The following is a 25,981-nucleotide window of genomic DNA, read 5'->3' on the forward strand; positions in this document are numbered from 1 at the left end:
GTTACGTAGTATGATTGTTACTTATTCTGTATTGATCTTTTAAAGGAACCACCATGATTGAGCAAGGCCAAGAATTACCATCGGTTACGTTAACGCAATTAACTGACGACGGTATGCAATCTCTTACAAATAAAGAGTTGTTTGAAGGTAAAAAAGTCGTGTTATTTGCAGTGCCAGGTGCATTTACACCAACGTGTTCAAATGCACATCTACCTGAATTTATTACTCTTGCTGATAAAATTAAAGCAAAAGGTGTTGATGCTATTTACTGTGTATCTGTTAATGACGCATTTGTTATGAAAGCATGGGGCGACTCGCAAAACGCGCAAGAAATTACCATGCTTGCCGATGGCGATGGAAGTTTCACTAAATCGTTAGGGCTTGATAAAGATACCGCTAGTTTTGGTGGTTTACGTTCAACGCGTTACGCTATGATTGTTGAAAATGCAGTAGTAACTGGTTTATTTGTAGAGCAAGACAAAGAGTTTGTTGTAAGCCGCGCAGAATCAGTACTAGAGAAGCTATAACAGTAATAAAGTGTAGGTTCTAGCTTTAATTAATCAGCTACTTACTATTTAAAAACCGATGTTGGAAACAACATCGGTTTTTTATTTACGGCTCAAACTTTAAATTACGGTTGGTATTGTCCGCTAAGTGTTAAACCAGAGAAAGTGCTATAAGCGTTAACACTCAAGTGCCAAGTACCTGCTTGTGGATTGGTAAATGTACATGTTTCTGCGTTGCCATTTTTATAAGGGCGACAATCGTACGTAGTGGTTGTTGGTTGGCTGCCATATTTTACAAATAAGTCTGCATCGCCACTTCCACCCGACGTTGTTACTGTAAACGTACTCATTCCTGCAGGTACATCTAACGTGTAATGTTTCCACTGACCAGTATTGGCTGTCACATCGCTTATAGTGCCGCCGCCAGCTTGTGGAGTGCCTGTACCGCCACCAGACGATGAACCACCAGTAATATTACCTACCAAGCTCACAGCTGAATACGCAGAGTAGCCGTTAAGCATTACGTGGTAAGTGCCTGCTGTAGGGTTATCAATAGAGCACTCTTCGCTATTACCGCCTTTATAAGGGCGACAGTCATAGGTAGTAGTTGTAGGTTTACTGCCCGCACGTACGTATAAATCAGCATCACCAGTACCACCACTCATAGTGAATGTTACATTAGTTGCACCGCTTGGTACGGTCATAGTGTAAAACGCTTGTGCATTTGCAGCCCCACTTAAACCTGTTTTAGCTTCACCATTAATAAGCTCGCTATCGCCACCTGTAGGTGGAGTAGTGCCGCCACTTGCTGCTGCAACAGCTGCGGCAGCATCAACAATACCCGTACCACAGCTAGTACATGTAGCAGGGAACGAACGGGTTGTTGATTTTAAAATACTTTCTATTTCGTCAGGCGTTGCATCTGGTTTTGCTTGCTTAATAAGTGCCGCAACACCTGCTACGTGGGGCGCAGCCATTGATGTACCTTGCGAATAACCGTAGCTGTCGCTTGAAGGTGTAGACGAACCTGAATTGTAAGTTGATAGAACACCTTCTGAGTCGTTTGCAAAGCTTTGCGCGCCACCCGGTGCTGCAACATCAATATTGCTACCGTAGTTTGAGTAATAAGCTCGGCCGCCATTACGACCTACTGATGCTACGTTTACTACACCATTACAGTTACCTGGATTGTAGTTTGCTGAGTTATCGTTATCGTTACCTGCAGCAATAACTACCACAGTGCCGTTACTACGCGCGGTGTTAATTGCATTTTGAGTTGTAGAGCTACATGAACCGCTGCCGCCTAAACTCATATTTATTACATCTGCAGGGTTTGAGTTAGCAGGAATGCCTGAAACACTTCCGCCAGATGCCCAAATAATACCGTCTGCAATATCTGAGGTTAAACCACCACACTTACCAAGTACACGAACAGGCACTACTTTTGCGTTATAAGCTACGCCTGCAACGCCTTCGCCGTTATTGGTTACCGCAGCAACTGTGCCGGCTACGTGCGTGCCGTGCCAGCTAGAGTTTTGTGCACCGTTAGTACCACATTCATTCGCAGCAACAGCATCACCAGGATCACGTGCATCGCTATCGCGACCACCGCCATCGTTAGCTACCGATAGGTTAGAGATCATATCGTAACCCGGTAAAATGTTAGCATTTAAATCGGCATGTGGGCGGTAACCCGTATCTAGTACAGCTACAACTACACCGCTACCCGTTGCGGTATCCCATGCAGTAGGTAAGTTTAAACCACCGGCTTGCTCGTAGTAGTGCCATTGGTCATCAAAGCGAGGGTCGTTAGGAGTTGAAAACGGCTTTAACATTTGATCCACTTCAATGTATTCAACATTGCCAGAATCAACCATTTCTTGCATAAACTCTTGGGCTTCTGCTGTACTTAATTTTTTATCAGCACGCATTACGTGGTGGTTATTAAGTGCCATTGCACGAATATATTTTGCTTTTACTTTGCCTTTTTTAGAAGCGAAGTTTTTGACAAAGCTTTGTGCGCGCTTTTTCATGCTAGACAGGCTTGCGTCTGCAGTTGAGAGGCTTGCCATTTCGTTATTATTTTTATATTTAATAATGAACTGAGTTTCGAAACTGCCTTGGCTTTGTAGTTTAGCCGATGTTTCAGCCATTGAACTTGAAACTGATTGAGCCATGCCAGATGTTGCTGCAAAAAGCGTACTAACTGTAATTGCAATTGCGCATCTTTTAAAAGTTTTACTAGTTGTCATAATTATCCCTAGATTTTTATTTATTATTTCGTGATATAAGATCACGATGCGGGAACAAAAGTAAACGATCTGTTAACCGGGTTAAAATATCAATTTATTATGTACCTCTTTCATTTAGTTATAACCCAGGTTTTTAGCGGTTTACTCGTTGTTTAGTATTTGTCATATAAATTAAAAATAAGCATAAAGGGTTGTTTTATTGTGAGGGTAATTATTCCCTACTTATTACTGATGCGTTTTTGTTGTGTTATTACTAATAATTCAAATGCTGCGTTGTTAGCTATTAAACTTTGCTATAATCGAGCAAATTTTTTAATGAGATAAATAAATGACCCAAGTAGATGTAATTGTAATAGGTGCGGGAGCAGCAGGATTAATGTGTGCAGCGCAAGCTGGATACCGTGGCCGAAGCGTTACAGTACTTGATATGGGGAAAAAACCAGGTCGTAAAATTTTAATAAGTGGTGGTGGGCGTTGCAATTTTACAAATGAAAATGCAACCCCGGATAACTACTTATGCACAAACTCTCATTTTGTTAAATCATGCTTAAGTCGTTATACACAGCATGACTTTATTGAGCTTGTAGACAGACATGGCTTGGCGTATCACCATAAAACACTAGGCCAGCTTTTTTGCGATAACAATGCACAAGACATTGTTGATATTTTACTAACCGAATGTGAGTGGGCCGGAGTAAATATAAAGCTACGCAGTGAAGTGATCAGTGTATCAAAAACCGAAACCGGCTATAGCGTTACCACAGAGCAAGAAACCTTAAGCTGTGAGTCGTTAGTTATAGCATCAGGTGGCTTAACCATGCCAAAACTAGGGGCTACACCAATAGGTTATAAAATTGCAGAGCAGTTTGGCTTAAGCGTGTTGCCAACTATGGCTGCACTTGTGCCGTTTACTTTGCATCAGCACGATAAAGAGCGTTTTGAAGGGCTTTCGGGAATTAGTATTCCATGTGAAGTTTCAAGCGAAGACGGCACCGTATTTAAAGAAAATATCCTCTTTACTCACCGAGGGTTATCGGGCCCTGCAATATTGCAAATAAGCTCATTTTGGCGAGCAGGGCAGGCTGTCACTATAAACCTGCTACCTGAAATTGATTTAAGGCAGCAACTTGCTGATTGGCGTGAAACACAAGCCCAAAAGTCGTTAAAAAACAGCCTTTCGACTATTTTACCTAAACGCTTTATAGAAATACTGCATGAAAGCAAAGCGATACCAGATTGTAATATTAATCAGCTTACACATGCCCAAATAGATGAGTTAGTAAATTACATTCATGCGTGGCAAATTAAACCCAATGGCACAGAAGGTTATAGAACAGCAGAAGTAACATTGGGCGGTGTAGATACCGACGAGTTGAGCTCAAAAACCTTTGAAGCTAAAAAAGCTAAAGGCCTATACTTTATAGGCGAAGTAACTGACGTAACAGGGTGGTTAGGGGGCTACAACTTCCAGTATGCTTGGAGCTGTGGATTTGCTTGTGGGCAGTATGCTTAGTAGTTTTACCAAACTAGAACGAATACATAGAATATTGAATATACATCTAACACCATGACTTGTAAGGGGTTTTTGTATTCGTTTTAGAAAATAGCATGAGTTGATATGAAACAACTCTAGCAATAGTTAAATATTAGTTTGTGAAGCCGACAACATTAATTGCTGGCTTCTTCTATTTAAGATCACTAATGTAATCTAAATCTACTAAGATGAAAGTATTCTAGCGAATAGACTTTGAATGGAACGAATAAGTTTTTATCAAATGTCTAGCTGTGAAAAGGGTAACACTCTAATAAATATATAAAAAACATCAGCAGACTTTACTCGTTTTTATATATGGCATTAATCTTTCATAAATGGTAAGCACCTCTTTATTATTTAATTTATTAAATCAGAAGTTATCAAGAATTAGCTTGTACTAAACCTGATGAGATCGCGTTAATTTTCTGCTGACTTATTCTGAATGTAAATAACGAAAAATGCGTTTAGTAATTATCTACTTTTATCTAACTACCGAGTAGGCTAACTAAGAATCACCAGGTAGGTTACTAGAATCACCAGGTAGGCTAACTAGAACTACCAAGTTGTAGTGGCATAGTTAATTTGGCCACCCATTAAGAAAGAAATGTTATGCTCTTTGCATACAAATTTGGGTGAAAAAATGACGAAATTAAAACGCGCAACGTATTCTGCGGCAATCAAATTAGAAACAGCTCAGCTTGTAGTTGACCAAAGTTATACTCAAGAAGAAGCAGCCAAAGCGATGGGGGTGGGTAAATCAACCGTCAGTAAGTGGGTTACTCAATTAAAGCAAGAGCGGAGTGGCCAGACACCATCTGCTTCGCCAATGACGCCCGAACAAATTGAAATCCGCGAACTTAAAAAGCAAATCCAACGCATTGAATTAGAAAAGGATATATTAAAAAAGGCTACCGCTCTCTTGATGTCCGACTCCCTGAACAATTCTCGTTAATTGAGAAACTAAATCAACGAGAGCGTTACCCAATTAGCGTGCTGTGTAACGTATTCAATGTGCATCGTAGCAGCTATAAATATTGGGCTATACGGGATACAACGCCTACACCAGAGCAAGTAAGGCTAGAAGCTGAAGTTAAAGCCATACATGCAATGAGCGGCGGCTCAGCTGGGGCGCGGACAATCGCGGCAATAGCAACGAACAATGATTTTGAATTGAGTCGTTATCGTGCTGCTAAGCTAATGGTTAAATTAAAGCTTGAAAGCTGCCAAGTACCTCAACATTCATATAAACGTGGTGGTAATGAACACCTTGAAATTCCAAACCTGCTTGATAGACAATTTGATGTTGTTGAGCCAGATACCGTGTGGTGCGGTGATGTGACGTATATTTGGGTAGGTAATCGCTGGGCTTATTTAGCCGTTGTTATTGATTTATTTGCACGTAAAGTCGTTGGCTGGGCCATGTCGTTGTCGCCAGATACTAATTTAACGCTAAAAGCGCTTGAACTCGCGTATGAAAGTAGAGGAAAACCGACAGGACTGATGTTTCATTCAGACCAAGGTAGTCATTATACAAGTTTAAAATATCGTCAACGTTTATGGCGCTATAAAATTACACAAAGTATGAGCAGGCGCGGAAATTGTTGGGATAATGCGCCAATGGAGCGATTTTTTAGAAGCTTTAAAACGGAGTGGATGCCAAAGGTTGGATACGAAAACTTTAAAGATGCTAAATATAGTGTGAGTGATTATATCAACGGATATTACAACAACGTTAGGCCACATCATTATAATGCTGGTTTAGCGCCAAATGAATCTGAGGTTAGATACCAAGATTCTAAAACTGTGGCCAAAATTAGTTGACCACTACATGTGAAGGAGAAAGGATAATTAAAAATTTTCCATTACTTATGCTTTCTGGAATTGAGTTAATCCAGATTTGATTAATGTGATTTTTTCTTTTTTCACTTCTCGTTGAGAATATGCTTAGCTTATCAAATTTGCTCTCTTTTTTAGCGATATTTAAAATATCTCCCATTGTGTAGTCTGGATTTGAGATCAAATTTAACGCTTTATTTTTCCAATATTCAACAAGATTTTTTTGACCAATAATAGCCGGAAAATTTTCATTTGTAATTTGTTCAAGTTCAACATTTGAAATATCATGTTTTCCAAGCCATTCTTCTTCTGATTTAAAAGGAAAGTGTATGCCGTACTTTTCAACAAATGAACTTGGTTTACCTTTTTTTCCTATATCACTATCTATAGAGTTTAGCTTCTTTTTCCGATTGACTTGCTTCTTAGCGTATTTAAAATAATAAAACATTTGTCCATTAAATTCTTCAAACCGATCAATAACTACATGTTTTAAGATATCAGGATTGTTTAGAGGAAAAAGCATACAAGTACCTGGTTGGTATGGTGGTTTGACTTTTACTTTTGCACCATGACATGCGATTAATGCTGATAAATATGGTGTTTTCGAAATCAAAACCGTACACTTTAATACTGATGATTTGAATAAAAAGTTAGATATACCATAAGTAAGTTGGTAAGGAATGGGCAGCTGTTTAAGTTCCACGCTATTAAGTTCCAACAGTACAATCTAATATACGAATTTTTGTTGTTTTTATCATTAAGGATAAAATATCAATATAATTAACGTTTAGATTGTCTAAAATTCTGCTTTTATAAGAGTGAGGTTTCAATAGCGGACTCCTTTCGCTGGAAATATATTCTATACATTCACGATGTACTAATTTATATTTCACGTCAATTAAAATAATCGAGCATGAACTGACTTTATCATTTTAAATCATGATATTGAATTAGTTGATGTATAGTGGTCAATAAAATTTGGCCTGGCGTTGAAGAGTGGTTGTTTAAAGTTCAAGACTCATTTGATTTAGTGGCAACCTGTTGCTCTGCATTATTAGATGCTGAGGCGATTATTATTGGTGGCCATATTCCAAAAGAGTTGGCTGAAAAAGTTATTGCACGAACTGAGGTTTATGCACAATTTAGACGTGGCGCTAAACGCCCTATGCCAAAGCTGGTGGTATCTAATATTGATAATTTTCCGGTATCAATTGGCGCAGCCACATTGCCATTTAGAGAATTGTGTTTGTAGCTTAATACCAATCCGCAATAATACTTAATCATTTTGCGGGGCTAAACGTGTCGCTACCTGCGTTAAAAAATTCTCATTTAGAACAACTAAATAGCAAATTTTTTGCCTAGCTATCAACACGTTTTTCCAGCCTCAAAATAGCTTATTTAATTAAGCGAATTGGTATAAGAAATACAAATTTTAAAAACAAAAAAGCCGATATTGTTTTATGTAATATCGGCTTTTTTTGTGTGGGTTATTTACTCTTTAACGAATGCCTCGCCTTGTGTCATCCACTTTGCAGCTGGTTTGCCTTTTAAGTAATGATCAAAGTACTGCATCATACGTACTGAAAAATCGACCTGATTAGGAAACTTTTTCAAGTGGTGTGGTTCACCTTCGTATTGTAAAAATGTAGCATCTTTTCCTGCACGGCGCAGAGCTAAGTAGTACTGCACGCTCTCATGCCAAGGTACTGCATCGTCTTTGTCGCCAGACATTATTAAGATAGGCGTATTAACTTTGTCTGCAAAAAATACTGGTGAGTTTTCTATATAAAGTTCTGGTGCTTCAAATAAGTTTTTGCCAATACGGCTTTGTCCTGTTTCGTATTGAAATTGACGAGCAAGGCCCGATTTTAAACGTATGCCACTGTAAGCACTTGTCATGTTTGATACTGGAGCGCCAGATACAACCGCTTTAAACATATCTGTTTGGGTTATCATAAACGCACTTTGATAACCTGCCCAAGAGTGACCTTGTAAGCCTATTTTATCTGGGTCGGCTATGCCTAAATCTATTAATTTTTGGGTGGCGTTTATCATGGTTTGCGTTGACGATTTACCAGGGTGACCTATTTCAAAACGAATATCAGGTAAAAATACCGCATAACCGTTTGAGGTAAACATAGGGAAGTTAGGGCGATGGTTTAATTCCATTTTAGGAAAATCAAACATGCGTTGACTCATGTAACGATAAAAATACACAACCACAGGTACTTTATCGCCTTTTTTATAGCCCGCTGGTTTTATTAGTACGCCTTGTAAGTCTTCGCCATCAAAACCTTTATAGCTTATTAGTTCTGGCTTTTCGCCCCAGGCAAAATTACTAATTTGTGGGTTTAGCGTGGTCACTTTTTTTGGTGCGCTAAAGCTAAAATCTGTTTGGTAGTAATCAGGAAATTGGCTATAAGTTTGCGAGGTGAATAAGTACTTGTCAGCCTTTTTGGCTTTTTTAACCATATCAAAGCGTTTATTACCGCTAAGCACGTTAGTTAGTGTGTTAGTGGTTAAGTCGAGCTTTGCAACTTCGCTTTGTTTAGTTTGTAAGTTAATAGCAGAGACAAGTAATGTATCGCCTTTTTTGAAGCCTACTTGGGTTTTATCAAGCTTAATAACACGGTACTGCGTATTACTTTGCTTACCATTAGTTAGGCGTTTAGCTTGCTTAGTTTTTACATCAAACGCCCAAATATCGTATTTACTATAAGCAAGCACTTGGCTGCTATCGGTCATCCAACCAGCAAAACCATAACCAGGTTGGGTAGAAGGGTAGTCGTGTTTATCATCAGCAAAGGTTGCCTGAATCGCTTTTGTAAGCGGTGTTACTTTATTATTTTTTAAATCTTTTAACTGTATTTGGCTATCGCTAAAGTAAGCCGCAAATTCTCCATTAGGTGCAAGGTTCGGTTTAAACGGGTAGTTACTAATAATGGGAGTTTGTTTACCGGTGTTTATATTTACTGCAAAGTAATCAGCAAAAAAACCGCCGTACATTATTTTTTCTAAGTAGGGAATGTTAGATGAGCCAAGTAAAGACACATCTCGCTCAGGGTTTAGTGCAACCTCAGGCATGTTTGGTGTACTAAGTTGCGCAACTTTTTGCGAGTTAACGTGATATACCGCGCTGTAATGGCGGTTTTTATTAACTTCGTTCCATTGCTGTTCTTCACGCGGTTTTATTTGCGCATCGTTGTTGTGCCATACATCTAAACCTTTATGTTCACGTATGGTATCAAAGTCGTACAATGAGGCTTCGTCGGTATATTCTTTGGCTTTTACTTTAGCTGCTAATTTTGGATGGTTTTCAAAATATAAGCGCTCGCCATTTTCTGACCATTTAAGGGATGCTGTTTTACCTAAAACCCAGGTTTTATCAGGTGAGGCTATTGTTGAAAGTTTATCGTTTTTATATAGCTGTAAAGTGTAGCTTCGACGGCGCGTGTCATCATTTACATAATTACCTAATGTAAATGCTGCAATATTGTCAGTTGGGTGCCACGCTATTTTATTTGCGATTACGCCTGGTTCATCAATTAATACGCTGCTATTAAAGTCACTTAGCTCAATTAACGCTATTTGGTTGTTATTACCATCGCTGTAACTTTGACTCACTAATAGCTGGCTGTTGGCTGAGTTAATAGCATAGCTAAATACGTTTTCTATTGTATGGGTGCGTTTATCAGATAAATTTACGATAACAAGCGCATAGCTCTTATCTTTTTTATCGGGCGTGATAGCGTTGTCCTCTTCGTTTTTAGTGCTATCGGTTTTATCTTCTACTTTTGCGTCATCGTCTTTTTTATTCAAACGATAAACAAGCCACATACCGTCATCAGATAACGTGTAATCTTTTACATCAGCAAAGCTTTGTTGGGCACCTGATTGTGTGTTTACGAGTACCAGATTGTTTTTAAGTGTGTCTTTTTTTTTGGTTGTTTCTTTTTCAAGTAAGGTAGGTACTTGTGTAAAAGCGACCCAGTTAGCGGCTTTATTAATATGAGGCTTAGTGCCGCGCTCTACTTCTGCGATGAGAGTATTGCTTTGTAGTGAGTAAACTTGGCCAGTTGCATTTCCACGATACGGCGTTGCACTAAAAGTGAGTACTTGACCATTGTCAGATAGTTGCGTGCTTTTAGCTGATTTAAAACTAAAAACGTCTTTAAATTGTAGCGATTCTTTGGCGTGTATGCCGGTGCTAGTTAAGCTGGCAACGAGTGCCGTGCTTAATAAGGTGAGTTTTGTTTTCATTATTGATTCTCGTATTATGACATTGTTTCATTGTAACGAGTTTGGCTCACAATTCGAGCGGATCAGATAAATGGCAGCTACATACGACAAAACGACCCGTAGGTCGTTTTTTGGTATTTAATTTATTAATTTAGCAAACATTACAGCCAAATTTTTTGTAGCTCAAGCCATTGTTTTTCAAATTGAACACTTGGCTTTGCTTTAAAGTCGCTACGTACAAACTGATTCATTTTGCCTTCAACGTAGGCAAGTAAAAAGTTTGCAAGTGTAAGCTCATCACTTTGAAAGTTTTTACCTTCACGTAATTTACGCTCACGAAGTACTTGTTTAAACTGAGTTTCTAATTTTTCAAACAGACTTTGTACCCGCTCGCGTAAACGTTCCTGCTCACCTTGTAATGCGTCGCCAGTTAAAATACGAGTAATACCTGGGTTTTTTTCAGCAAAGGTTAGAAGTAATAATAGAATGTTATAAATGCGCGTTTGGCTTTCTTTTTCGTTTTCAATAATAATATTTATACGAGATAAAAGGGTATCTTCAATAAACTCAATTAAGCCCTCAAACATACGCGCTTTGCTCGGAAAATGACGGTATAGCGCAGCTTCAGACACACCCACCTCAGCAGCTAGTTTTGCTGTGGTGATGCGTTGTCCTAAATTAGTTTCTAACATTTGTGCGAGTGCTTGCAGTATTTGCTCTTTGCGATTACTTCTTTTTGTCGCAGGCATGAACATTCCTTTTTATTAGTTATTCTTAGTGGCGCAGTTAAGAACCCTAGTCATTTTTTGTTCAAATGATTGGCGTATGTTAATGTTTTATTCAGTTTGTTTCCAGCCTTTTTATAGATGTTTAGCCAGCTGTTCGATCACCTTGCGAGCTATTTCTATTTTACTTGTAGTTGGTAATTCTAGTTGTTCGTTATGCCAGTACAGTGTTAAAGCATTATGATCGGAATTAAACCCTAAGCCACTTTTTGATACGTCATTAGCGCAAATCATATCTAGATTTTTATTCTTTAGTTTACCTTTAGCATAGCTTTCTACATTTTGAGTTTCGGCGGCAAACCCCACAGTATAAGGACGGTTTTGTTTAAGGTTGGCAATAGCTGCAATTACGTCAGGGTTTTTAGTTAAAGTAAGAGTGAGTTCGTCGCCTTGCTTTTTCATTTTTTGAGTCGCAATGTTTGCAGCTCGATAATCTGCTACAGCAGCGCAGCCAATAAATGCATCTGATTGTGGTGCATAGGTAAGTGACTCAGTTAATAGCTCCTCAGCGCTTTCTATATTGATAAGGTTTACGCCAGTAGGGGCTTTTATAGTGACCGGACCCGAAATTAAATTAACCTTAGCACCGAGTTGCAAAGCGGCTTCTGCCAGTGCATAACCCATTTTTCCAGAGCTGTGATTTGATATAAAACGTACCGGATCGAGAGGCTCACGCGTTGGGCCTGCTGTTATTGTAATTGTTTTTCCTGCAAGTAATTGCGGTTGCTCTTTTGCTATACATAGCGCAACTAGCTCATGAGGCTCTAACATGCGTCCAGCGCCTATATCACCACACGCTTGCTCACCTTTACCCGGGCCCCAAATAAGTACGTTACGTGCTTTTAATGTGGCTAAATTAGCTTGTGTTGCTGCGTGTGCATACATTTGCTGGTTCATGGCTGGTGCAACTGCGACTTTTGCAGGCGTTGCTAGCAGTAACGTCGTTAGTAGGTCGTCAGCAATGCCGGCTGCCATTTTAGCAATAATATTACACGTCGCTGGAGCAACTAAAATTAAGTCAGCCCATTTTGCAAATTCAATATGCCCCATTGAAGCTTCTGCAGAAGGGTCTAGTAATGAGTCAGAGACTGTTTCTCCACTAACGGCTTGCATGGTCAGTGGTGTAATAAAGTGTTTAGCTGATTCAGTCATAACTACTTTTACTTCACAACCAGAGTCTTTTAATCGCCTAACGAGTTCTGCACATTTATAAGCTGCAATACCGCCGGTAATACCTAGTACAATTTTTTTGTTTGTTAAGTTAGTCATGGATGTTCATCAGTTTTTATTAAATATTGGGCTTAAAATAACAAATCTTTACCCATACAGCGAAGTTTTTTAATTCGAAATAACAGGCTAAATTTCAAATTTGCATTACATTTATAAGACACTTTCGCCTCTCAAGGATGAATAATGCAACTTACTTCACTACCAAACTCACTTCGACCTCGTGAAAAGCTCATAGCAAAGGGGGCTAAGGCGCTGACTGACGCAGAGCTTCTTGCCATATTTTTACGAACAGGGTTACCGGGAATGAATGTAATTGAGTTGGCTCAGCATTTATTAAACGAGAATAAAACACTTCATAATTTGTTTAATGCCAGCATTGAGGAGTTTTGCTCTCAAAAGGGGTTAGGGACCGCTAAGTATGTTCAGCTACAAGCTGTGTTAGAGCTAAGCCAACGTTATATGCAGGAGCGTTGCCAACGAGACGCCGTGTTTAATTCGCCAAACTCAGTTTACGATTACCTAACAATTCAAATGCGGGGCTTACAACAAGAAGTATTTATGGTGTTATACCTAGATAGCCAAAATAGATTAGTAAAAGATGAAATACTTTTTTATGGCACAATTAATTCTGCCAGTGTTTATCCGCGTGAAGTGGTAAAGGCTGCGCTTAAAAATAATGCAGCCGCTGTTATTTTTGCGCATAATCATCCAAGTGGTATTGCAGAACCGAGCCAAGCAGACAAACTTATTACTAATAAATTGCAGCAAGCACTGCAATTGGTCGACATAAGTGTGCTCGATCACATCATTGTTGGTGGAGAAACGTGTGTTTCGTTTGCCGAGCGAGGCCTGATTTAGCTTTGTTAGATACAGAAGTGTGTTAAAAATGAGCTGTTTAACGTGTTTTGGCAAATTAGTTTAATTTAAATGCAGTTTTTACTTTCCCTAAGGGCATTCGATCTTTATAATTAGCCGCTATCAAATTTACATATATGAGCTGATTGGATAGATCAGTGTTTGATCTTTGCCTGTAAAAGCTGTATAAAGAGCGCCCTTCGATTTATCTCTAGGGCGGAAATACACGGCCTTAGATTAAATTAAGCTCGAGCGAAGTTATTGGAGATATATAGACATGTCTAAAGTATGTCAAGTTACAGGTAAGCGTCCTGCGGTTGGTAATCACCGTTCACACGCGAGAAACGCGACTAGACGTCGTTTCCTACCTAACCTACAAACACACCGTTTTTGGGTTGAAAGTGAAAAACGTTTTGTAACATTACGCACTACTACTAAAGGTATGCGTATTATCGATAAAAAAGGCATCGACACGGTTCTTACAGAAATCCGTGCTCGCGGCGTTAAAGTTTAAGGATCTGAATCATGCGCGATAAAATCCGTTTAGTTTCAACTGCCGGTACTGGTTTTTTCTACACTACTGACAAAAACAAACGTAACATGCCTGAGAAGATGGAAATCAAAAAGTTTGATCCAAAGATTCGTAAACATGTTCTTTTTAAAGAAGCTAAAATTAAGTAATTTTAGTTCTTTTAGAATTTAAAAACCCAGCTTAGGCTGGGTTTTTTGTTTTTAAAAATATGATTAGTGAATTGATATAAAAAAACCTCGTTGGCATAACCAACAAGGCTTTTAAATCAATAAATGAAAACACAATTAGATTTTTGTGAATGCATCTTGTAGTGGTGGTACTACTTGCTTTTTACGGCTTAGTACGCCATCTAACCATACTTTATCATTCTCTGGTTTTACACCGTAAGCCTGCTCAACTAAGTTTGCATCGTCAGATACAATTAGCATTTCTGAGCCTTCTTTCATTATATCGGTAAGCAGTAAAAATACAGAGTGGCGATTACCCTCAACTTTTAGCTTAGCAATATCGGCTGCAAGGTCTGCTTTAATGTCGTCAAAAACAGCAAGGTCGATTACTTCTAGTTGGCCAATGCCTACTAGGTTACCGTTCATGTTGAAATCTTTAAAGTCACGCATTACTAAATCACGTGCTGGTGTGTCTTCTACCGCAGATTTAACACGGAACATATCCATACCCAGTTCTTTAAAATCTTCTACGCCTGCAATTTCAGCTAGCGCTTCAACACATTTAATATCGGCAGTGGTACATGTTGGTGATTTAAATATGACTGTGTCGCTTAAAATTGCACACATCATAATACCCGCGATGTCTTTAGGGATTTCTACGCTGTAGAAGTCGTACATCATTTTAATAATGGTGTTTGAACAACCAACAGGACGAATCCAGCATTCAAGCGGAGTAGATGATGTTAAGTCACCTAATTTGTGGTGATCTACCACGCCAACAACGCGAGCTTGGTCGATATCATCGGGTGCTTGTGTTTTTTCTGTGTGATCTACAATATACACATCTTCACCCGCGTAGCTTAATTTAAGCTCTGGTGCTTCGAAGCCAAATTTATCAAGGATAAATTGAGTTTCAGGTGAAATTTCACCAAGACGAGTTGGAATTGCAGGCTCATCGATTTGGTTTTTTAAATAAGCCAGTGCAATTGCACCACAAATAGAATCTGAATCTGGGATTTTATGGCCCACTACATACATAGACATTGACGGAACTCCTTTAAATTTGCCGATATTCTAACAAAGTCTGCGGCCTTTAACATATAGACAGCGCAATTAAGTTTTAGTTACACTTTAAAATCTTGAATTTACTAGGTGTATTAATATGCGACTGGGCCGTAAAGGTTGGAACAACGTTATAATATTTTCGATGTTGATTATGATCTTCTTCTTAAATGGCTGGCATAAGCAACTTTTGGGAGGGGAGGATAAACCAACATTACAAGCCGTACTCCCCCAGCAAAGTTTTGTACTGACACTGCAATTTGTTGATCAAAAAATTGAGCGAATAGGAACAAGCTGGCGTACAACCCCACTACAAAAAGACATACCGCTTGTGTGGCAAGCATCTGAGCAGCAACTTAGTGATTTAATTAACCAATGGCAAAGCGCGCAGTTAATGGGCGTTAACGAATCTGTTGTTTTTAATCCTAATGCGCCTTTATATGTTGCTACATTTGAGTTGGCTGGCGAGAGTTTACCTTGGGTTTATTTGCTTTATAAAGGCGATGGTCAATATTACTTACTCGAAAAGAGTAGCCAACGAATACTCGCACTCGATTTAAAAACTGCACAGCAGTTATTTCCTAGTTTTGATTTTTCACAAAGTGAGTCTAATTAATGCCTGAATTACCAGAGGTAGAAGTGAGCCGAATGGGCATCACTCCCCACGTACAAAACCAAGTAGTTACTAAGGTAAATATTTACAATGCCAGTATGCGCTGGCCAGTGCCTGATGACGTGTATCAGCTTGAAGGGCTAATTGTTACTAGTATTGAACGACGAGCTAAATACTTACTTTTACACTGTGAGCTTGGGAGCACTATTCTACATTTGGGTATGTCAGGCAATTTACGTGTTGTAGAAAAAAGTGAGCCGCTTAAAAAGCATGACCATGTAGAGTTTATTTTTGGCAACGGTAAAGCACTGCGCTTAAACGATCCTCGTCGCTTTGGTTGCTGCTTATGGCAAGAGCCTGATGAAGTGCATAAACTACTCTCTAAGCTTGGTCCTGAGCCGCTTACTGATGACTTTTTTGCTAAACGCGTGTACGAACAATCGCGCAATAAAAAAGTACCCGTAAAGCAATTTATTATGGATAACGCAGTGGTGGTTGGTGTTGGTAATATTTACGCGAATGAATCGTTATTTAAAGCGGGTATACATCCAAAGCGAGAAGCGGGAAAAGTATCGCTCAAACGTTATCAAGCACTTATCCCTATTATAAAAGACACGCTTGCTGCGGCCATTATGCAAGGTGGTACAACGCTTAAAGACTTTGCACAAAGTGATGGTAAGCCTGGGTATTTTGCTCAAGAGTTATTAGTATATGGGCGCAAAGGCAAGCCATGTATGACGTGCGAAAACGAATTAGAAGAAATTAGATTGGGGCAGCGCAGTACTATTTTTTGCTCAAATTGCCAAAAGTAGTTATCTAGGGCGTGTTGACCTTTCGTGATTGATTTTGCAGCAGACTGTTTGGTATTTAGGCAAGGCAGAGCCTATGTAGTGTGGTTATTCCCCATAAATTGGCGATAACGCAGCATAAATACCAAACATGCGCTGCCCTTTGGGTTCTTTCTAGGGGCGATTAACTCTTTGTTGCTCGATTTTTACTTAGCCCGCTAGGTTACAAACCTCGCGCCGCGATTAAATCGCCCCTAGATTGAACAAATTTCAATCCACAAAGTTCAACACGCCCTAGTTATTTGAATATTCAGTTATTTGAATTTTATCAATTCTAAACTTAATGAGATTTAAGGGCCAGCTTTAAAAGCGGGCCCTTAATTTTAAAGCTCAAACGGTGCTACACCGACCGCTTTCATTTTATATCCTACCTGCGCGATTTCGCCTGACCATGTTTCTGTACTTATTATTCCGGTTACAACGATTGCGTCGTACAAGCTATCTATAGGCACGCCACCTTTAATCGTTACATGGACTATTTGATTTGGCGGTGGCGGTGGTACGTGTATACAGGCGCCAAAATAAGGAACGAGTAAAAACTCGGTAATTACTTCGCTATCGCCCTCAAGTGGCACAACAAAACCAGGCAAACTCACCGATTGGCCATCAAGTGCCTTTACCACTGGAGCATCTAAATCGGGTTGCCCCCAGTTTTGATCGCTGCCTTCGTGATTAGCTTGTGCTTGAGTGTCTATTTGCACGTGGTTTTTAGGGATTAAGTCTTCCCAAAAAATTTCTTTTGGTGGATTAGCATAACTCGCTACGCTTATAAATAATAAGCCAATAGCAGCGATGTACTGAAAAGCTGTTTTAAAAAATGTCATAAAATCCCTAAAAATTATGCTTTTATACTCATACCATCGCTGAGTGAATAAAAATAAGCGCGAGTAGCGGGTATTAAGCCAATAATAAAACCGGCTGCCATAATAACGCCGATTAAGCCCAGTTCATAGTAAGAGAGTATTGTGATATTTACGCTTATACCGGCATGGCTTTGTAAGTAACCGCCGGCTGAAAAAATAACTAAATAGTAAAGTACACTACCTACTAGGCAACCAAGTAAAGTGGTCAGTAGTGACTCAATACTTATAAGTGTAAATAAATGCCAAGGGCGAGCGCCTACCGAACGTAATATAGCAAGTTCGCGACGACGCTGACTCAGGTTTGCGAGCAATGTCGTTAGCATGCCAAGTAGGCTAATTAACACGACAACAGCTGAGAATAGCAAAAGTATTTTTTCTACTATGGCGAGCATTTCCCATAACTCTTTAAGTGTTACGGTTGGCATAATCCCAAGCAAGGCTTCTGGCTTATATTGATTTATATTACGCCTAATTTGTAGTGTGTATAAAGGCGAATTAAATCCCATTAAAAATGCTGTAATTTGTTTTGGATGCCCAACTAGGTTGTTATGTTCGTCATGCTCATGCTCATGCTCATGCTCATGCTTAAGGCTAGCTTTACCGCCGTGAATTAAATCGATTGCAGCCAAAGGAATATGCAGCGTTTTATCAACAGGCGTGCCAGTAGGGTTTAAAATACCAACGACTTTAAATGGGTTATCGTCATGATGATGAAAGCTGGTATTACCCATACCGTGCGATATAACAATAGAGTCGTTAAGTTTATAACCTAATTTATTTGCAACTTCACTACCTAGCACCACTTCGTTAATTGCAGCAAAAGGGTGGCCTTTGTTAAAGGTTAAATTTTGTTTTTTTGCAAAGCGATAATGGCTAAAGTAATCAAGTGTTGTGCCTAGTACCGCTTGGCCTTTATGGCTGTCGCCTAGGCTTATAGGTATGCTCCATTTTACGCCTCGCTGACTTGTTATGTATTCATAACTTTTCCAGCTTACGCCGTTATTAGTATGGCCGACTCTAAATACTGACGAAAGCAGCAACTGTATGTCGCCGGTACGCGCACCAACAATTAAATCAGTGCCCGAAATAGTATTACTAAAACTACTTTTAGCATCAATTCGTACACGCTCAATACTTAAAAGTAACATTACACTAATTGCGATAGTAAATAATGTAAGCAGTACACTTGCGCGGCGGTTTAATAAGCTTTTGTAAGCAAGTTTAGCGAGAATCATACTTGTTCCTGCAAGCTTATAAGGTCAATGGAGCGGTCAAATAAAGGCTTTAGTGTTTCATCGTGGCTCACAAATACCAGCGTACTATTAGATAACTTTGCTTGTTCAAACAGTAGCTTTATAAAGCTCTCACGGTTATTTGTATCGAGTGCAGATGTGGGCTCATCAGCAATTATTAATTCAGGGCTGCCTATAAATGCGCGAGCTGCAGCAACGCGCTGTTGCTGTCCAATACTTAATGTCGCTACATCTTTATGGTGATACTGCGCAGTAAGGCCTAAAGCATTTAATAACCGCATCGCTTCTTTTTGTAAGGCAGAGTTTTTATTTGATGATTGCTTTAATATTTTTTGTTTTCGACTTTTTGAAAACTCACACCCAAGCGTTATATTTTCAATAGGGGTTAAATAAGGAAGCAGGTTAAAGTTTTGAAAAATGTAGCCAATGTGATCCGCTCTAAAAACATCACGGGTAGTATTGCTTAATGTAGTTAGGTTTTTGTCTAAAATTGATACCTCACCGCTAGTTGCTGTATTAATGCCAGCAAGAATCGCTAATAAGGTCGATTTACCTGAGCCACTAGGACCGTGTAAAAAAATATGCTCACCTTTTTCGATAACTAGCTCTTTTATGTTGAGCGTGGGTGAGCTATCGCTTTTATGCCACTTAAAAGTTACGTTTTTTAGGTTTATCATTATCTTGTTACCAACCCCAGTAGTTTAGATCTTTGCGCATTTTTAGCTGTCTTATTATATTTAATGGCTTGGGTTTTAGTTTTTCGTTACTTTGTAAAAATTCATTAGCTGCATTTAATACGCGTTGGCTAGATTGACCATCGGTATACGGATGAAGTTCCTGGCAATAGCTTTTAATATTTTGCATTAAATCACTAGGTTTAGTAAGCGCGTGTTCAATAGCTGCTTCTACTTCATCTGCGTCGGTAATATCAAGTAAATGAGGAAGTGGTTTTTGATTACAAAACGTGACTACCGGTTTACGTAGTAGTAAAAACATTAAAAGAACTGACGATGTATCGCACAGCATAACATCGGCAGCTTGCAGTAACGGCAAAACGTTATCGGTTTCAATAAATGTTAGATTTTCGTTACTCAGCGCTTTATATTTATTAACCCATTCGGCAGGCATTTTAGGATGAAACTGCATCAAAATACGCCACTTACCTTGTTCACTAAAATGTTTTATTTGCTCATATAATTTAGGAGCAAGTGATAGCTTTCGTGAGAAAGTAGAGCATATAAGTAAAGTAGGGCGAGGGTCGTCACTTACATAAGGATTATTTGAAGTATTGCTAAAAAGTGGATCGAGTGTTGGCCAGCCAGTTTCAGTTACTTTAAAGAAACCATGCTGCTTAGCTAGCTCTTTAAATCGGGTTGTTGTATTTGGGCCTTGCGTACAATATAAATCGTAACAACCACGAATAGTAAAATGACCACGATTACCTTCAGAGCTACGCTTTTCAGAATTAAAACCATGAAATACAGCTACTTTTTTACCCGGAATAAAGCTAGGTACTATATTACCCGGTATAAATGTAATGTTTGGAATCCAGCTTTTAACATCTTTTATGGTATGTAAACGCTGCTCGTTTGTGGTTAAAAAATCGGGGTTTACTTCGCTACCAGCTAAAAACCAGCGTACTTCACCACCATGTGCCAATATTTGCGCCTGCAAAGGTCTCAAGATAGCGTATGAATAATTCTGAGAAATATACATTAAGTATTTTTTATTTTTAGTGGCAGTTAAGTAGTTCAAGCTATCTCCTCAGGCTGGTTAGCACATTAAGTTTACCCCATTGCGACTCGCTTATAAATATATGCCTTTATTTGTTTTAAGCATCCGATTGAGCTTTGAGGTTGGCTAGATTATTATACAATCCATATAACCCCATACCATACTTTGCTCAAAGAGCATCCCTAACCCCGGAGATAGCATGACTAGCTATAAAGTTTTAGACGTAAACGATGATTTACCCATTCGTACCAAAGGTGAAGTACACAGCGGTAAAGTTCGTTCAGTTTATTGGTTAACTGATGAAGACAGCGCACGATTAATTAAAGACAAAGGCTACCAAGTACCGACAGGTACTGAGCTTGCTATTATGGTTATTTCAGATCGAATTTCTGCATTTGATTGCATTTGGCAAGGCGAAAATGGTTTAAATGGCGTACCGGGTAAAGGTATAGCTTTAAACTCAGTGGCAGCCCATTGGTTTAAGTTATTTGATAAAGCAGGCCTTGCGGGTAATCATATTGTTGATATTCCGCATCCGTATGTGTGGATTGTACGCAAAGCCAGTACAGTAAAAGTAGAGGCAATTGCTCGCCAATATATTACGGGTAGCATGTGGCGTGACTACGCTAAAGGCATACGTAACTTTTGTGGTATTGACTTGCCAGAAGGCTTAAAAGCGAACCAAAAGCTTGATAACGTTTTAATTACGCCATCAACAAAAGGTATTATTGAAGGCGTTGCTGATATTCCGCCAGTTGATGATGTAAATATAACTCGCGCTAACATTACTAATAACTTAGATGTATTTAACTTTAAATCGGCAGATGACGTAACCAAATACGAAAAACTGTTAGTTGAAGGTTTTAAATTAATTAGTGATGAGCTAGCGAAGCTTAACCAAATTTTTGTAGATACAAAATTTGAGTTTGGTTATGTAGAGGATTTAAATGGCGCGCAACAGCTTATATATATTGATGAAGTAGGCACGCCTGATTCGTCACGTATTTGGGATGAAGCAGCATACAAAAATGGTAAAATTGTTGAAAATTCTAAAGAAGGTTTTCGCCAATTACTTATTAATAATGTGCCAGAGAGCGACGTATTATTAAATAAAGATCGCATGAGTGAGCGTGAGCAATTAGCAAAAGATTATATTTTACCAGAATCAGTAATGCTTGAAGTGTCAAATACCTATGTTGGCATAGCGAGCAAAATTGTAGGTAAAGATATTGTGATCCCAGAGAATCCTCGCCAAGAAGTAATTACTATTTTAGATAATGATTACGGATTAATTGTTAAATAGCAGCACTTAAGTGCTAACAAAGCTAGTAACTAAGTCTTTATTTTTAGTTACTGGGCTATAATTCTTGCAATTAGTGCTCGTCTCTAATTAACTTAACCTAACATTAATATTTAGGTGTTGTTATGTTTGAACGGGCATTTCAAAAGTTTGCTAAAAGTCATTACTTTTTAGCTATAGGTTTGTTTTTTAGTCAGTTTGCTTTAAGTGCGAATCTTGAATTAGTAATAGAAGATCAACACGGCCAAAAGTTATCAGGTGCAGTGGTTGAGCTTAATATTGCTGACAAACAAGCCACACCATCAAATTTGCCCATTGCTATAATGGATCAAGTCCATAAGCAGTTTTTACCCGAATTATTAGTTGTACAACAGGGTCAAAAAGTTAACTTTCCTAACAGCGATAATATTCGCCATCATGTTTATTCTTTTTCACAAGCAAAGCCTTTTCAACTAAGGTTATATTCAGGGCAACCAAAAGAGCCCATTACGTTTGAGCAACAAGGGGTTGTTGTTTTAGGGTGTAATATTCATGACTCTATGGTTGGCTATATCTATGTAGCGAGTAGTGAATCCGTATATAAAACAGATAAAAAAGGCTATGTTAGTTTGCCTATTAATACGCTGCCTGCACAAGTGAGTGTGTGGCACCCTTTACAAACAGCGCCATTGGAGAATAAAAAAATGATAACAATCAATTCTCAAAAACAGTTACAGATAACAGTAAACACATCAACCCCAGCACCTAGAAATACCTTTGGTAGTAAGTTTAAGGCTGGTAATGACTAATAGTTTACGAAATCGCATAACCATTTTATGTGTTGGCTTAGTGTTATTAACCACTATGGTCAGCTTGTTTAGTTTTTGGTGGTCTACGAGTAAGTTTCAAGAAGAAAAAGTAAATCAAGACATTACCGTAGCGCAAAATGTTTATAAGCAATATTTAAAATCAAAAGAAAGCCTACTACTAACCGCAGCAAAAGTACTCACCTCCGACTTTGGTTTTAAGCAAGCTGTAGCAACGCGAGATGCCGGGACAATAAGCAGTGTGTTGTTTAATCATAGCCAACGTATTGATGCCGAATTAATGCTGCTACTTGATTTATCGGGTAAGCTAATTTCCGCCAATACTGACGAAGACGCTTTTGCACATAACTTAAAGCCGTTAATGGAAGAGCTTTTAAGTGCGCCAGAAGAGTCTAGTTTTGTGGTGCTAAATAACGAGCTTTACCAAATTATTTTATTACCCGTAAGAGCGCCACGTACAGTGGCCTATAGTTTGGTGGGTTTTAAAATTGATGACAATGTAGCCCATGAACTAAAAAGCTTAACAGGCATGGATGTGAGCTTTATAGGTAGCGCTGACGATATTGTTATTAGTTCATTAGCTAATCGCCCTGAGCAATTTGAACCTGTTAGCTATTTTAGTACCGTAACCACATCGCGTTTTTTTGGTGAGTATTTGGTGTATCGTAACCGAGATATAGATTTACCATCGTTGTTGACCCATCCTATAATTATTTTACTGAGCGCCGATTTAACACAAAGTTATAGTGACTTCGAAAAACTTCTTTTTACACTTATTATTTTAGCTATTTTAACTATGTTTGTAGGTGTTATTACGAGCAGCATATTTGCAAATAACTTAACTACGCCACTTACTCAACTAGCTGTAATAGCAAGGCAATTTGCACAAGGTAATTATGCTTTTGAATTTAAAGGGCGAAGGCAAAGTACCGAAATAGACACGCTAGTCGCAGCGTTTGATAGCATGGGTAATGATATTAATCAGCGCGAGCAACAAATTAGCTTTCAAGCCAGACACGACTCCCTAACAGGCTTTTATAACCGCTCAGCCATGCTTGAGGTGCTTGATGAAGAGTTAGATTCATCAGCCGAGTATACGCTCGTTGCAATAGACATAAAAGGTCTTCGCCATATAAACGATAAGCTCGGTCCGCGCATTGGTGATGACTGCCTAAAGGCGGTTGCTTGCAGAATAAGTGAGTTTTCGGATGAGTTAGGGGGCTTTCATGCTCGTATTGGCGGCGATGAGTTTTTAACTGTGTTTCCGACTGCGGCAGCGCGCGAACACAAAAGCGGTATTGTTGGCTTAATGGCACAATTACAAGCGTGCTACACCATTCAAAAACTAAAAATTAACTTACGCTTTAGTGCGGGCATTGTGCAGTATCCTACGCAAGGAATTGCAAGTGATGACTTAATGCGCCGCGTGCTAATTGCTGTTGAAAGTGCTGCAAACACACAAGAGAGCATACATTATTATCAAAATGGTGAAGACGAGGCGCACTTAGAGCGCTTAATAATGCTTGATGAATTAAAGCAGGCTATTAGTGATGACGATGGTCAATTGTTTATGACTTATCAGCCAAAATTACATTTGAAATCGCAAAAAATAGATAAAGTTGAGTCGCTTATTCGCTGGCAGCGAAAAGATGGTAGTTGGGTTAATCCTGAACTGTTTATTGACTTAGCTGAGCAGTCGGGCCTTATTGTTGAGCTTACAGGGTGGGTTGTTAATACGGTTGTAGCACAAGTAGCGGATTGGCAGTCTAAAAATATAAACTTACAGGCTGCAATAAATGTATCTGCGCAAGATATAGCATTTCCGGGCTTTCATGCTGCATTAGTTCGTACGCTTAAAAAGTACAAAGTAGATCCTAAGCTGATTACTATTGAGCTTACTGAGCGCGATATGATCGAAAACGAAGAAAAAGGTATTAAAGCGCTCGAAAACCTAAAGGCAATTGGCGTTAAAATATCATTAGATGATTATGGTGTAGGGCAAACATCACTTGGTCGATTAAAAATGTTACCGATTGATGAACTTAAGCTAGATAAGTGCTTTATCCTAAAACTTGATGAATCGCAAAAAGATCAATTTATAGTGCAATCATCAATTACGTTGGGGCATCAGCTAGGTTTCTCGGTTGTAGCTGAGGGGGTTGAAACACTTGGCTCATTAAATTTACTTAGAGGTATGCAGTGCGACCATGCACAAGGTTATTATTTAAGTAGGCCTTTAAAAGCAGAACTATTAGAAGAGTGGCTGGAGGAATACTATGAAAAAAATTAAATGCTTATTAGCAAGTTTGTTTTTAATAAGTAGTTTACCTAGCATTGCAAGTAATGGAAAACTGCTAGCTACGCCGGGTGTATCTCAAATAGAGGGTAGCGGCGGCGGCGGAATTGTACCGTGGGCGCAGCTTGCCGGATATGCCAGCGAGGATGAGTTTTCTGTAAATGGTTTTTGTAGCCGCGCAGATGTAACCGACTACACACTTGACGTATGTGGTGCACAACTTAATTTATTTAATCGCGTTGAGCTCAGTTATGCCCAACAGCGCTTTGATGTACCAGCACTTGATGCTGAAATAGAGCAATCAATTACAGGTGCTAAAATACGTTTATATGGCGATATTGTTTACAGTGATTGGCCACAACTTAGCTTAGGTATTCAGCATAAATCACTGGATGATGGCAGTATTGCAACACTTGTAGGCGCAGAAGATACTAGCGGCACTGACTACTACCTCGCTGCTAGTAAGTTACATTTGGGGGCTATTGCTGGTTATAACTGGTTTTGGAACGTAACCACACGATACAGCGAAGCTAATCAACTTGGTTTGCTTGGCTACGGTGGAGAAAATGGTAGTGGTAAAGTGCTATTTGAAGGCAGCACAGCACTATTTTTTAGTCGTGAAGTCGCCGTAGGTGTTGAGTATCGTCAAAAATCAAATAACTTAAACTTAGGCGAACAAGATTGGAAAGACTTATTTGTAGCATGGATGCCTAATAAGCACGTAAGTGTGACAGCGGCTTACCTTGATTTAGGAAGCATTGCAGGAGCTGACGATCAAACAGGTTGGTATTTATCGGTAACAGGGTATTGGTAATGAAAAGCGTTGGTATTTTTATAGTATGCGTAGGATTGCTTTGTAGTTGTGCTAGCTCAACACAATTATCGCTTTATCAAAAGCTCGATGGTAAAGCGGGGATAGGCAGAATTGTTGATAGCTTTATCTATCAAATAGGTAATGACGAGCAGATAATTCATTACTTTGAACACAGCAATATAGCGTACTTTCGCCAAGGGTTTATTACTCATATGTGTATGTTAGTAGAAGGCCCATGTACATACGATGGCGACTCTATGGTAGCAATCCATACAGGTATGCATATTACAGAGAAAGACTTTAATCATGTGGTTGATTTACTTATAAATGCAATGAATGAGCAGAACATTAGCCATAGTTTGCAAAACGATATTCTCTCTAGAATGGCACCACTTCGTGGTGAAATTATAAAAATGTAGCCATAAAGGCTTTAAAGTAATTATTAAGTAAAGGGAA

Annotated in this window: 23 protein-coding genes and 1 pseudogene; 14 read left to right on the forward strand and 10 right to left on the reverse strand. The window is 39.0% G+C overall.

Annotation, left to right across the window (positions count from 1 at the left end):
- Positions 1–53: 53 nt before the first annotated feature.
- Entirely contained in the window at positions 54–527 is a 474-nt protein-coding gene (locus tag I6F43_RS10220) for a peroxiredoxin (protein WP_007586078.1), read from the forward strand.
- Positions 528–631: 104 nt separating this feature from the next.
- On the opposite strand, the gene I6F43_RS10225 is transcribed toward I6F43_RS10220, so the two are convergent.
- Positions 632–2,758: a S8 family peptidase gene (locus I6F43_RS10225; protein ID WP_197102121.1), complete on the reverse strand. Its 2,127-nt coding sequence runs from the start codon at positions 2,756–2,758 to the stop codon at positions 632–634.
- A gap of 328 nt (positions 2,759–3,086) precedes the next feature.
- Between I6F43_RS10225 and I6F43_RS10230 the strand changes: the two genes are divergently transcribed.
- Positions 3,087–4,271, forward strand: coding sequence for an NAD(P)/FAD-dependent oxidoreductase (locus tag I6F43_RS10230; protein ID WP_024592809.1), 1,185 nt, complete (start codon positions 3,087–3,089; stop codon positions 4,269–4,271).
- 661 nt (positions 4,272–4,932) lie between these two features.
- A protein-coding gene (locus tag I6F43_RS10235) for an IS3 family transposase (RefSeq protein WP_152995679.1) occupies positions 4,933–6,113 on the forward strand; the annotation gives its coding sequence in 2 pieces (ribosomal slippage) (positions 4,933–5,191 and positions 5,191–6,113; 1,182 coding nt in all).
- Here I6F43_RS10235 and I6F43_RS10240 read toward each other — a convergent pair.
- Positions 6,106–6,831, reverse strand: coding sequence for a hypothetical protein (locus I6F43_RS10240; RefSeq protein ID WP_197102122.1), 726 nt, complete (start codon positions 6,829–6,831; stop codon positions 6,106–6,108). The two genes, I6F43_RS10235 and I6F43_RS10240, sit on opposite strands and share 8 nt — an antisense overlap.
- Before the next feature lie 276 nt (positions 6,832–7,107).
- Between I6F43_RS10240 and I6F43_RS10245 the strand changes: the two are divergent.
- Positions 7,108–7,380 (forward strand): annotated as a pseudogene (locus I6F43_RS10245) (MarR family transcriptional regulator); the annotation flags it as partial.
- A 239-nt stretch (positions 7,381–7,619) separates the two neighbouring features.
- Here I6F43_RS10245 and I6F43_RS10250 read toward each other — a convergent pair.
- The 3 genes from I6F43_RS10250 to coaBC form a co-directional block, all read right to left on the reverse strand.
- On the reverse strand, positions 7,620–10,388 hold the full coding sequence (locus I6F43_RS10250) for a S9 family peptidase (RefSeq protein ID WP_197102124.1): 2,769 nt from the start codon (positions 10,386–10,388) through the stop codon (positions 7,620–7,622).
- 140 nt (positions 10,389–10,528) lie between these two features.
- Entirely contained in the window at positions 10,529–11,116 is a 588-nt protein-coding gene (gene slmA, locus I6F43_RS10255; RefSeq protein ID WP_007581932.1) for a nucleoid occlusion factor SlmA, read from the reverse strand.
- A gap of 111 nt (positions 11,117–11,227) precedes the next feature.
- Complete coding sequence (gene coaBC / locus I6F43_RS10260; protein ID WP_165725159.1) at positions 11,228–12,421, reverse strand: bifunctional phosphopantothenoylcysteine decarboxylase/phosphopantothenate--cysteine ligase CoaBC; 1,194 nt, start codon at positions 12,419–12,421, stop codon at positions 11,228–11,230.
- A 144-nt stretch (positions 12,422–12,565) separates the two neighbouring features.
- On the opposite strand from coaBC, the gene radC reads away from it, so the two are divergent.
- From radC to rpmG, 3 genes are all read left to right on the forward strand, one after another.
- Positions 12,566–13,240, forward strand: coding sequence for a RadC family protein (radC, locus tag I6F43_RS10265; RefSeq protein ID WP_007581936.1), 675 nt, complete (start codon positions 12,566–12,568; stop codon positions 13,238–13,240).
- A gap of 274 nt (positions 13,241–13,514) precedes the next feature.
- Positions 13,515–13,751: a 50S ribosomal protein L28 gene (rpmB, locus tag I6F43_RS10270; protein WP_004335549.1), complete on the forward strand. Its 237-nt coding sequence runs from the start codon at positions 13,515–13,517 to the stop codon at positions 13,749–13,751.
- Between the two features lie 11 nt (positions 13,752–13,762).
- Positions 13,763–13,918: a 50S ribosomal protein L33 gene (rpmG, locus tag I6F43_RS10275; protein ID WP_004335545.1), complete on the forward strand. Its 156-nt coding sequence runs from the start codon at positions 13,763–13,765 to the stop codon at positions 13,916–13,918.
- Between the two features lie 135 nt (positions 13,919–14,053).
- Here the strand turns inward: rpmG and I6F43_RS10280 are convergent, their stop codons facing one another.
- Positions 14,054–14,980, reverse strand: coding sequence for a manganese-dependent inorganic pyrophosphatase (locus tag I6F43_RS10280; protein WP_007581938.1), 927 nt, complete (start codon positions 14,978–14,980; stop codon positions 14,054–14,056).
- A gap of 118 nt (positions 14,981–15,098) precedes the next feature.
- Between I6F43_RS10280 and I6F43_RS10285 the strand changes: the two genes are divergently transcribed.
- Positions 15,099–15,614, forward strand: a complete 516-nt coding sequence (locus I6F43_RS10285; RefSeq protein ID WP_007581940.1) for a hypothetical protein — start codon at positions 15,099–15,101, stop codon at positions 15,612–15,614.
- Positions 15,614–16,423, forward strand: a complete 810-nt coding sequence (mutM, locus tag I6F43_RS10290; protein WP_197102126.1) for a bifunctional DNA-formamidopyrimidine glycosylase/DNA-(apurinic or apyrimidinic site) lyase — start codon at positions 15,614–15,616, stop codon at positions 16,421–16,423. Before I6F43_RS10285 ends, mutM begins: the two co-directional genes overlap by 1 nt.
- 359 nt (positions 16,424–16,782) lie before the next feature.
- Here the strand turns inward: mutM and I6F43_RS10295 are convergent, their stop codons facing one another.
- From I6F43_RS10295 to I6F43_RS10310, 4 genes are read right to left on the reverse strand one after another with little or no spacing between them, the layout of a single operon-like run.
- A complete protein-coding gene (locus tag I6F43_RS10295; RefSeq protein WP_197102128.1) occupies positions 16,783–17,283 on the reverse strand; it encodes a DUF3299 domain-containing protein in 501 nt (166 codons plus the stop codon).
- 14 nt (positions 17,284–17,297) lie between these two features.
- A complete protein-coding gene (locus tag I6F43_RS10300) occupies positions 17,298–18,557 on the reverse strand; it encodes an ABC transporter permease (protein ID WP_197102130.1) in 1,260 nt (419 codons plus the stop codon).
- The gene (locus I6F43_RS10305; protein ID WP_197102132.1) at positions 18,554–19,252 is read right to left on the reverse strand and encodes an ABC transporter ATP-binding protein; all 699 of its coding nucleotides are present in this window, start codon (positions 19,250–19,252) and stop codon (positions 18,554–18,556) included. Before I6F43_RS10305 ends, I6F43_RS10300 begins: the two co-directional genes overlap by 4 nt.
- A gap of 7 nt (positions 19,253–19,259) precedes the next feature.
- On the reverse strand, positions 19,260–20,330 hold the full coding sequence (locus I6F43_RS10310; protein WP_197102134.1) for a CDP-glycerol glycerophosphotransferase family protein: 1,071 nt from the start codon (positions 20,328–20,330) through the stop codon (positions 19,260–19,262).
- Between the two features lie 178 nt (positions 20,331–20,508).
- Between I6F43_RS10310 and I6F43_RS10315 the strand changes: the two genes are divergently transcribed.
- From I6F43_RS10315 to I6F43_RS10335, 5 genes are all read left to right on the forward strand, one after another.
- On the forward strand, positions 20,509–21,612 hold the full coding sequence (locus tag I6F43_RS10315; RefSeq protein WP_010553317.1) for a phosphoribosylaminoimidazolesuccinocarboxamide synthase: 1,104 nt from the start codon (positions 20,509–20,511) through the stop codon (positions 21,610–21,612).
- Positions 21,613–21,734: 122 nt separating this feature from the next.
- The gene (locus tag I6F43_RS10320; RefSeq protein WP_197102136.1) at positions 21,735–22,397 is read left to right on the forward strand and encodes a methylamine utilization protein; all 663 of its coding nucleotides are present in this window, start codon (positions 21,735–21,737) and stop codon (positions 22,395–22,397) included.
- Positions 22,390–24,705 carry a bifunctional diguanylate cyclase/phosphodiesterase gene (locus I6F43_RS10325; RefSeq protein WP_197102138.1) on the forward strand — a complete coding sequence of 772 codons (2,316 nt, stop codon included), beginning with the start codon at positions 22,390–22,392 and terminating at the stop codon, positions 24,703–24,705. The genes I6F43_RS10320 and I6F43_RS10325 overlap by 8 nt, the downstream gene beginning before the upstream one ends.
- Positions 24,692–25,525 (forward strand): DUF3034 family protein, encoded by an 834-nt coding sequence (locus I6F43_RS10330; RefSeq protein ID WP_197102140.1) that lies wholly within the window; start codon positions 24,692–24,694, stop codon positions 25,523–25,525. The genes I6F43_RS10325 and I6F43_RS10330 overlap by 14 nt, the downstream gene beginning before the upstream one ends.
- Positions 25,525–25,944 carry a group I truncated hemoglobin gene (locus tag I6F43_RS10335; RefSeq protein ID WP_007581961.1) on the forward strand — a complete coding sequence of 140 codons (420 nt, stop codon included), beginning with the start codon at positions 25,525–25,527 and terminating at the stop codon, positions 25,942–25,944. The genes I6F43_RS10330 and I6F43_RS10335 overlap by 1 nt, the downstream gene beginning before the upstream one ends.
- Positions 25,945–25,981: the final 37 nt, after the last annotated feature.

The organism is Pseudoalteromonas sp. NZS71_1, assembly GCF_015864305.1.
GTDB lineage: Bacteria > Pseudomonadota > Gammaproteobacteria > Enterobacterales > Alteromonadaceae > Pseudoalteromonas > Pseudoalteromonas arctica.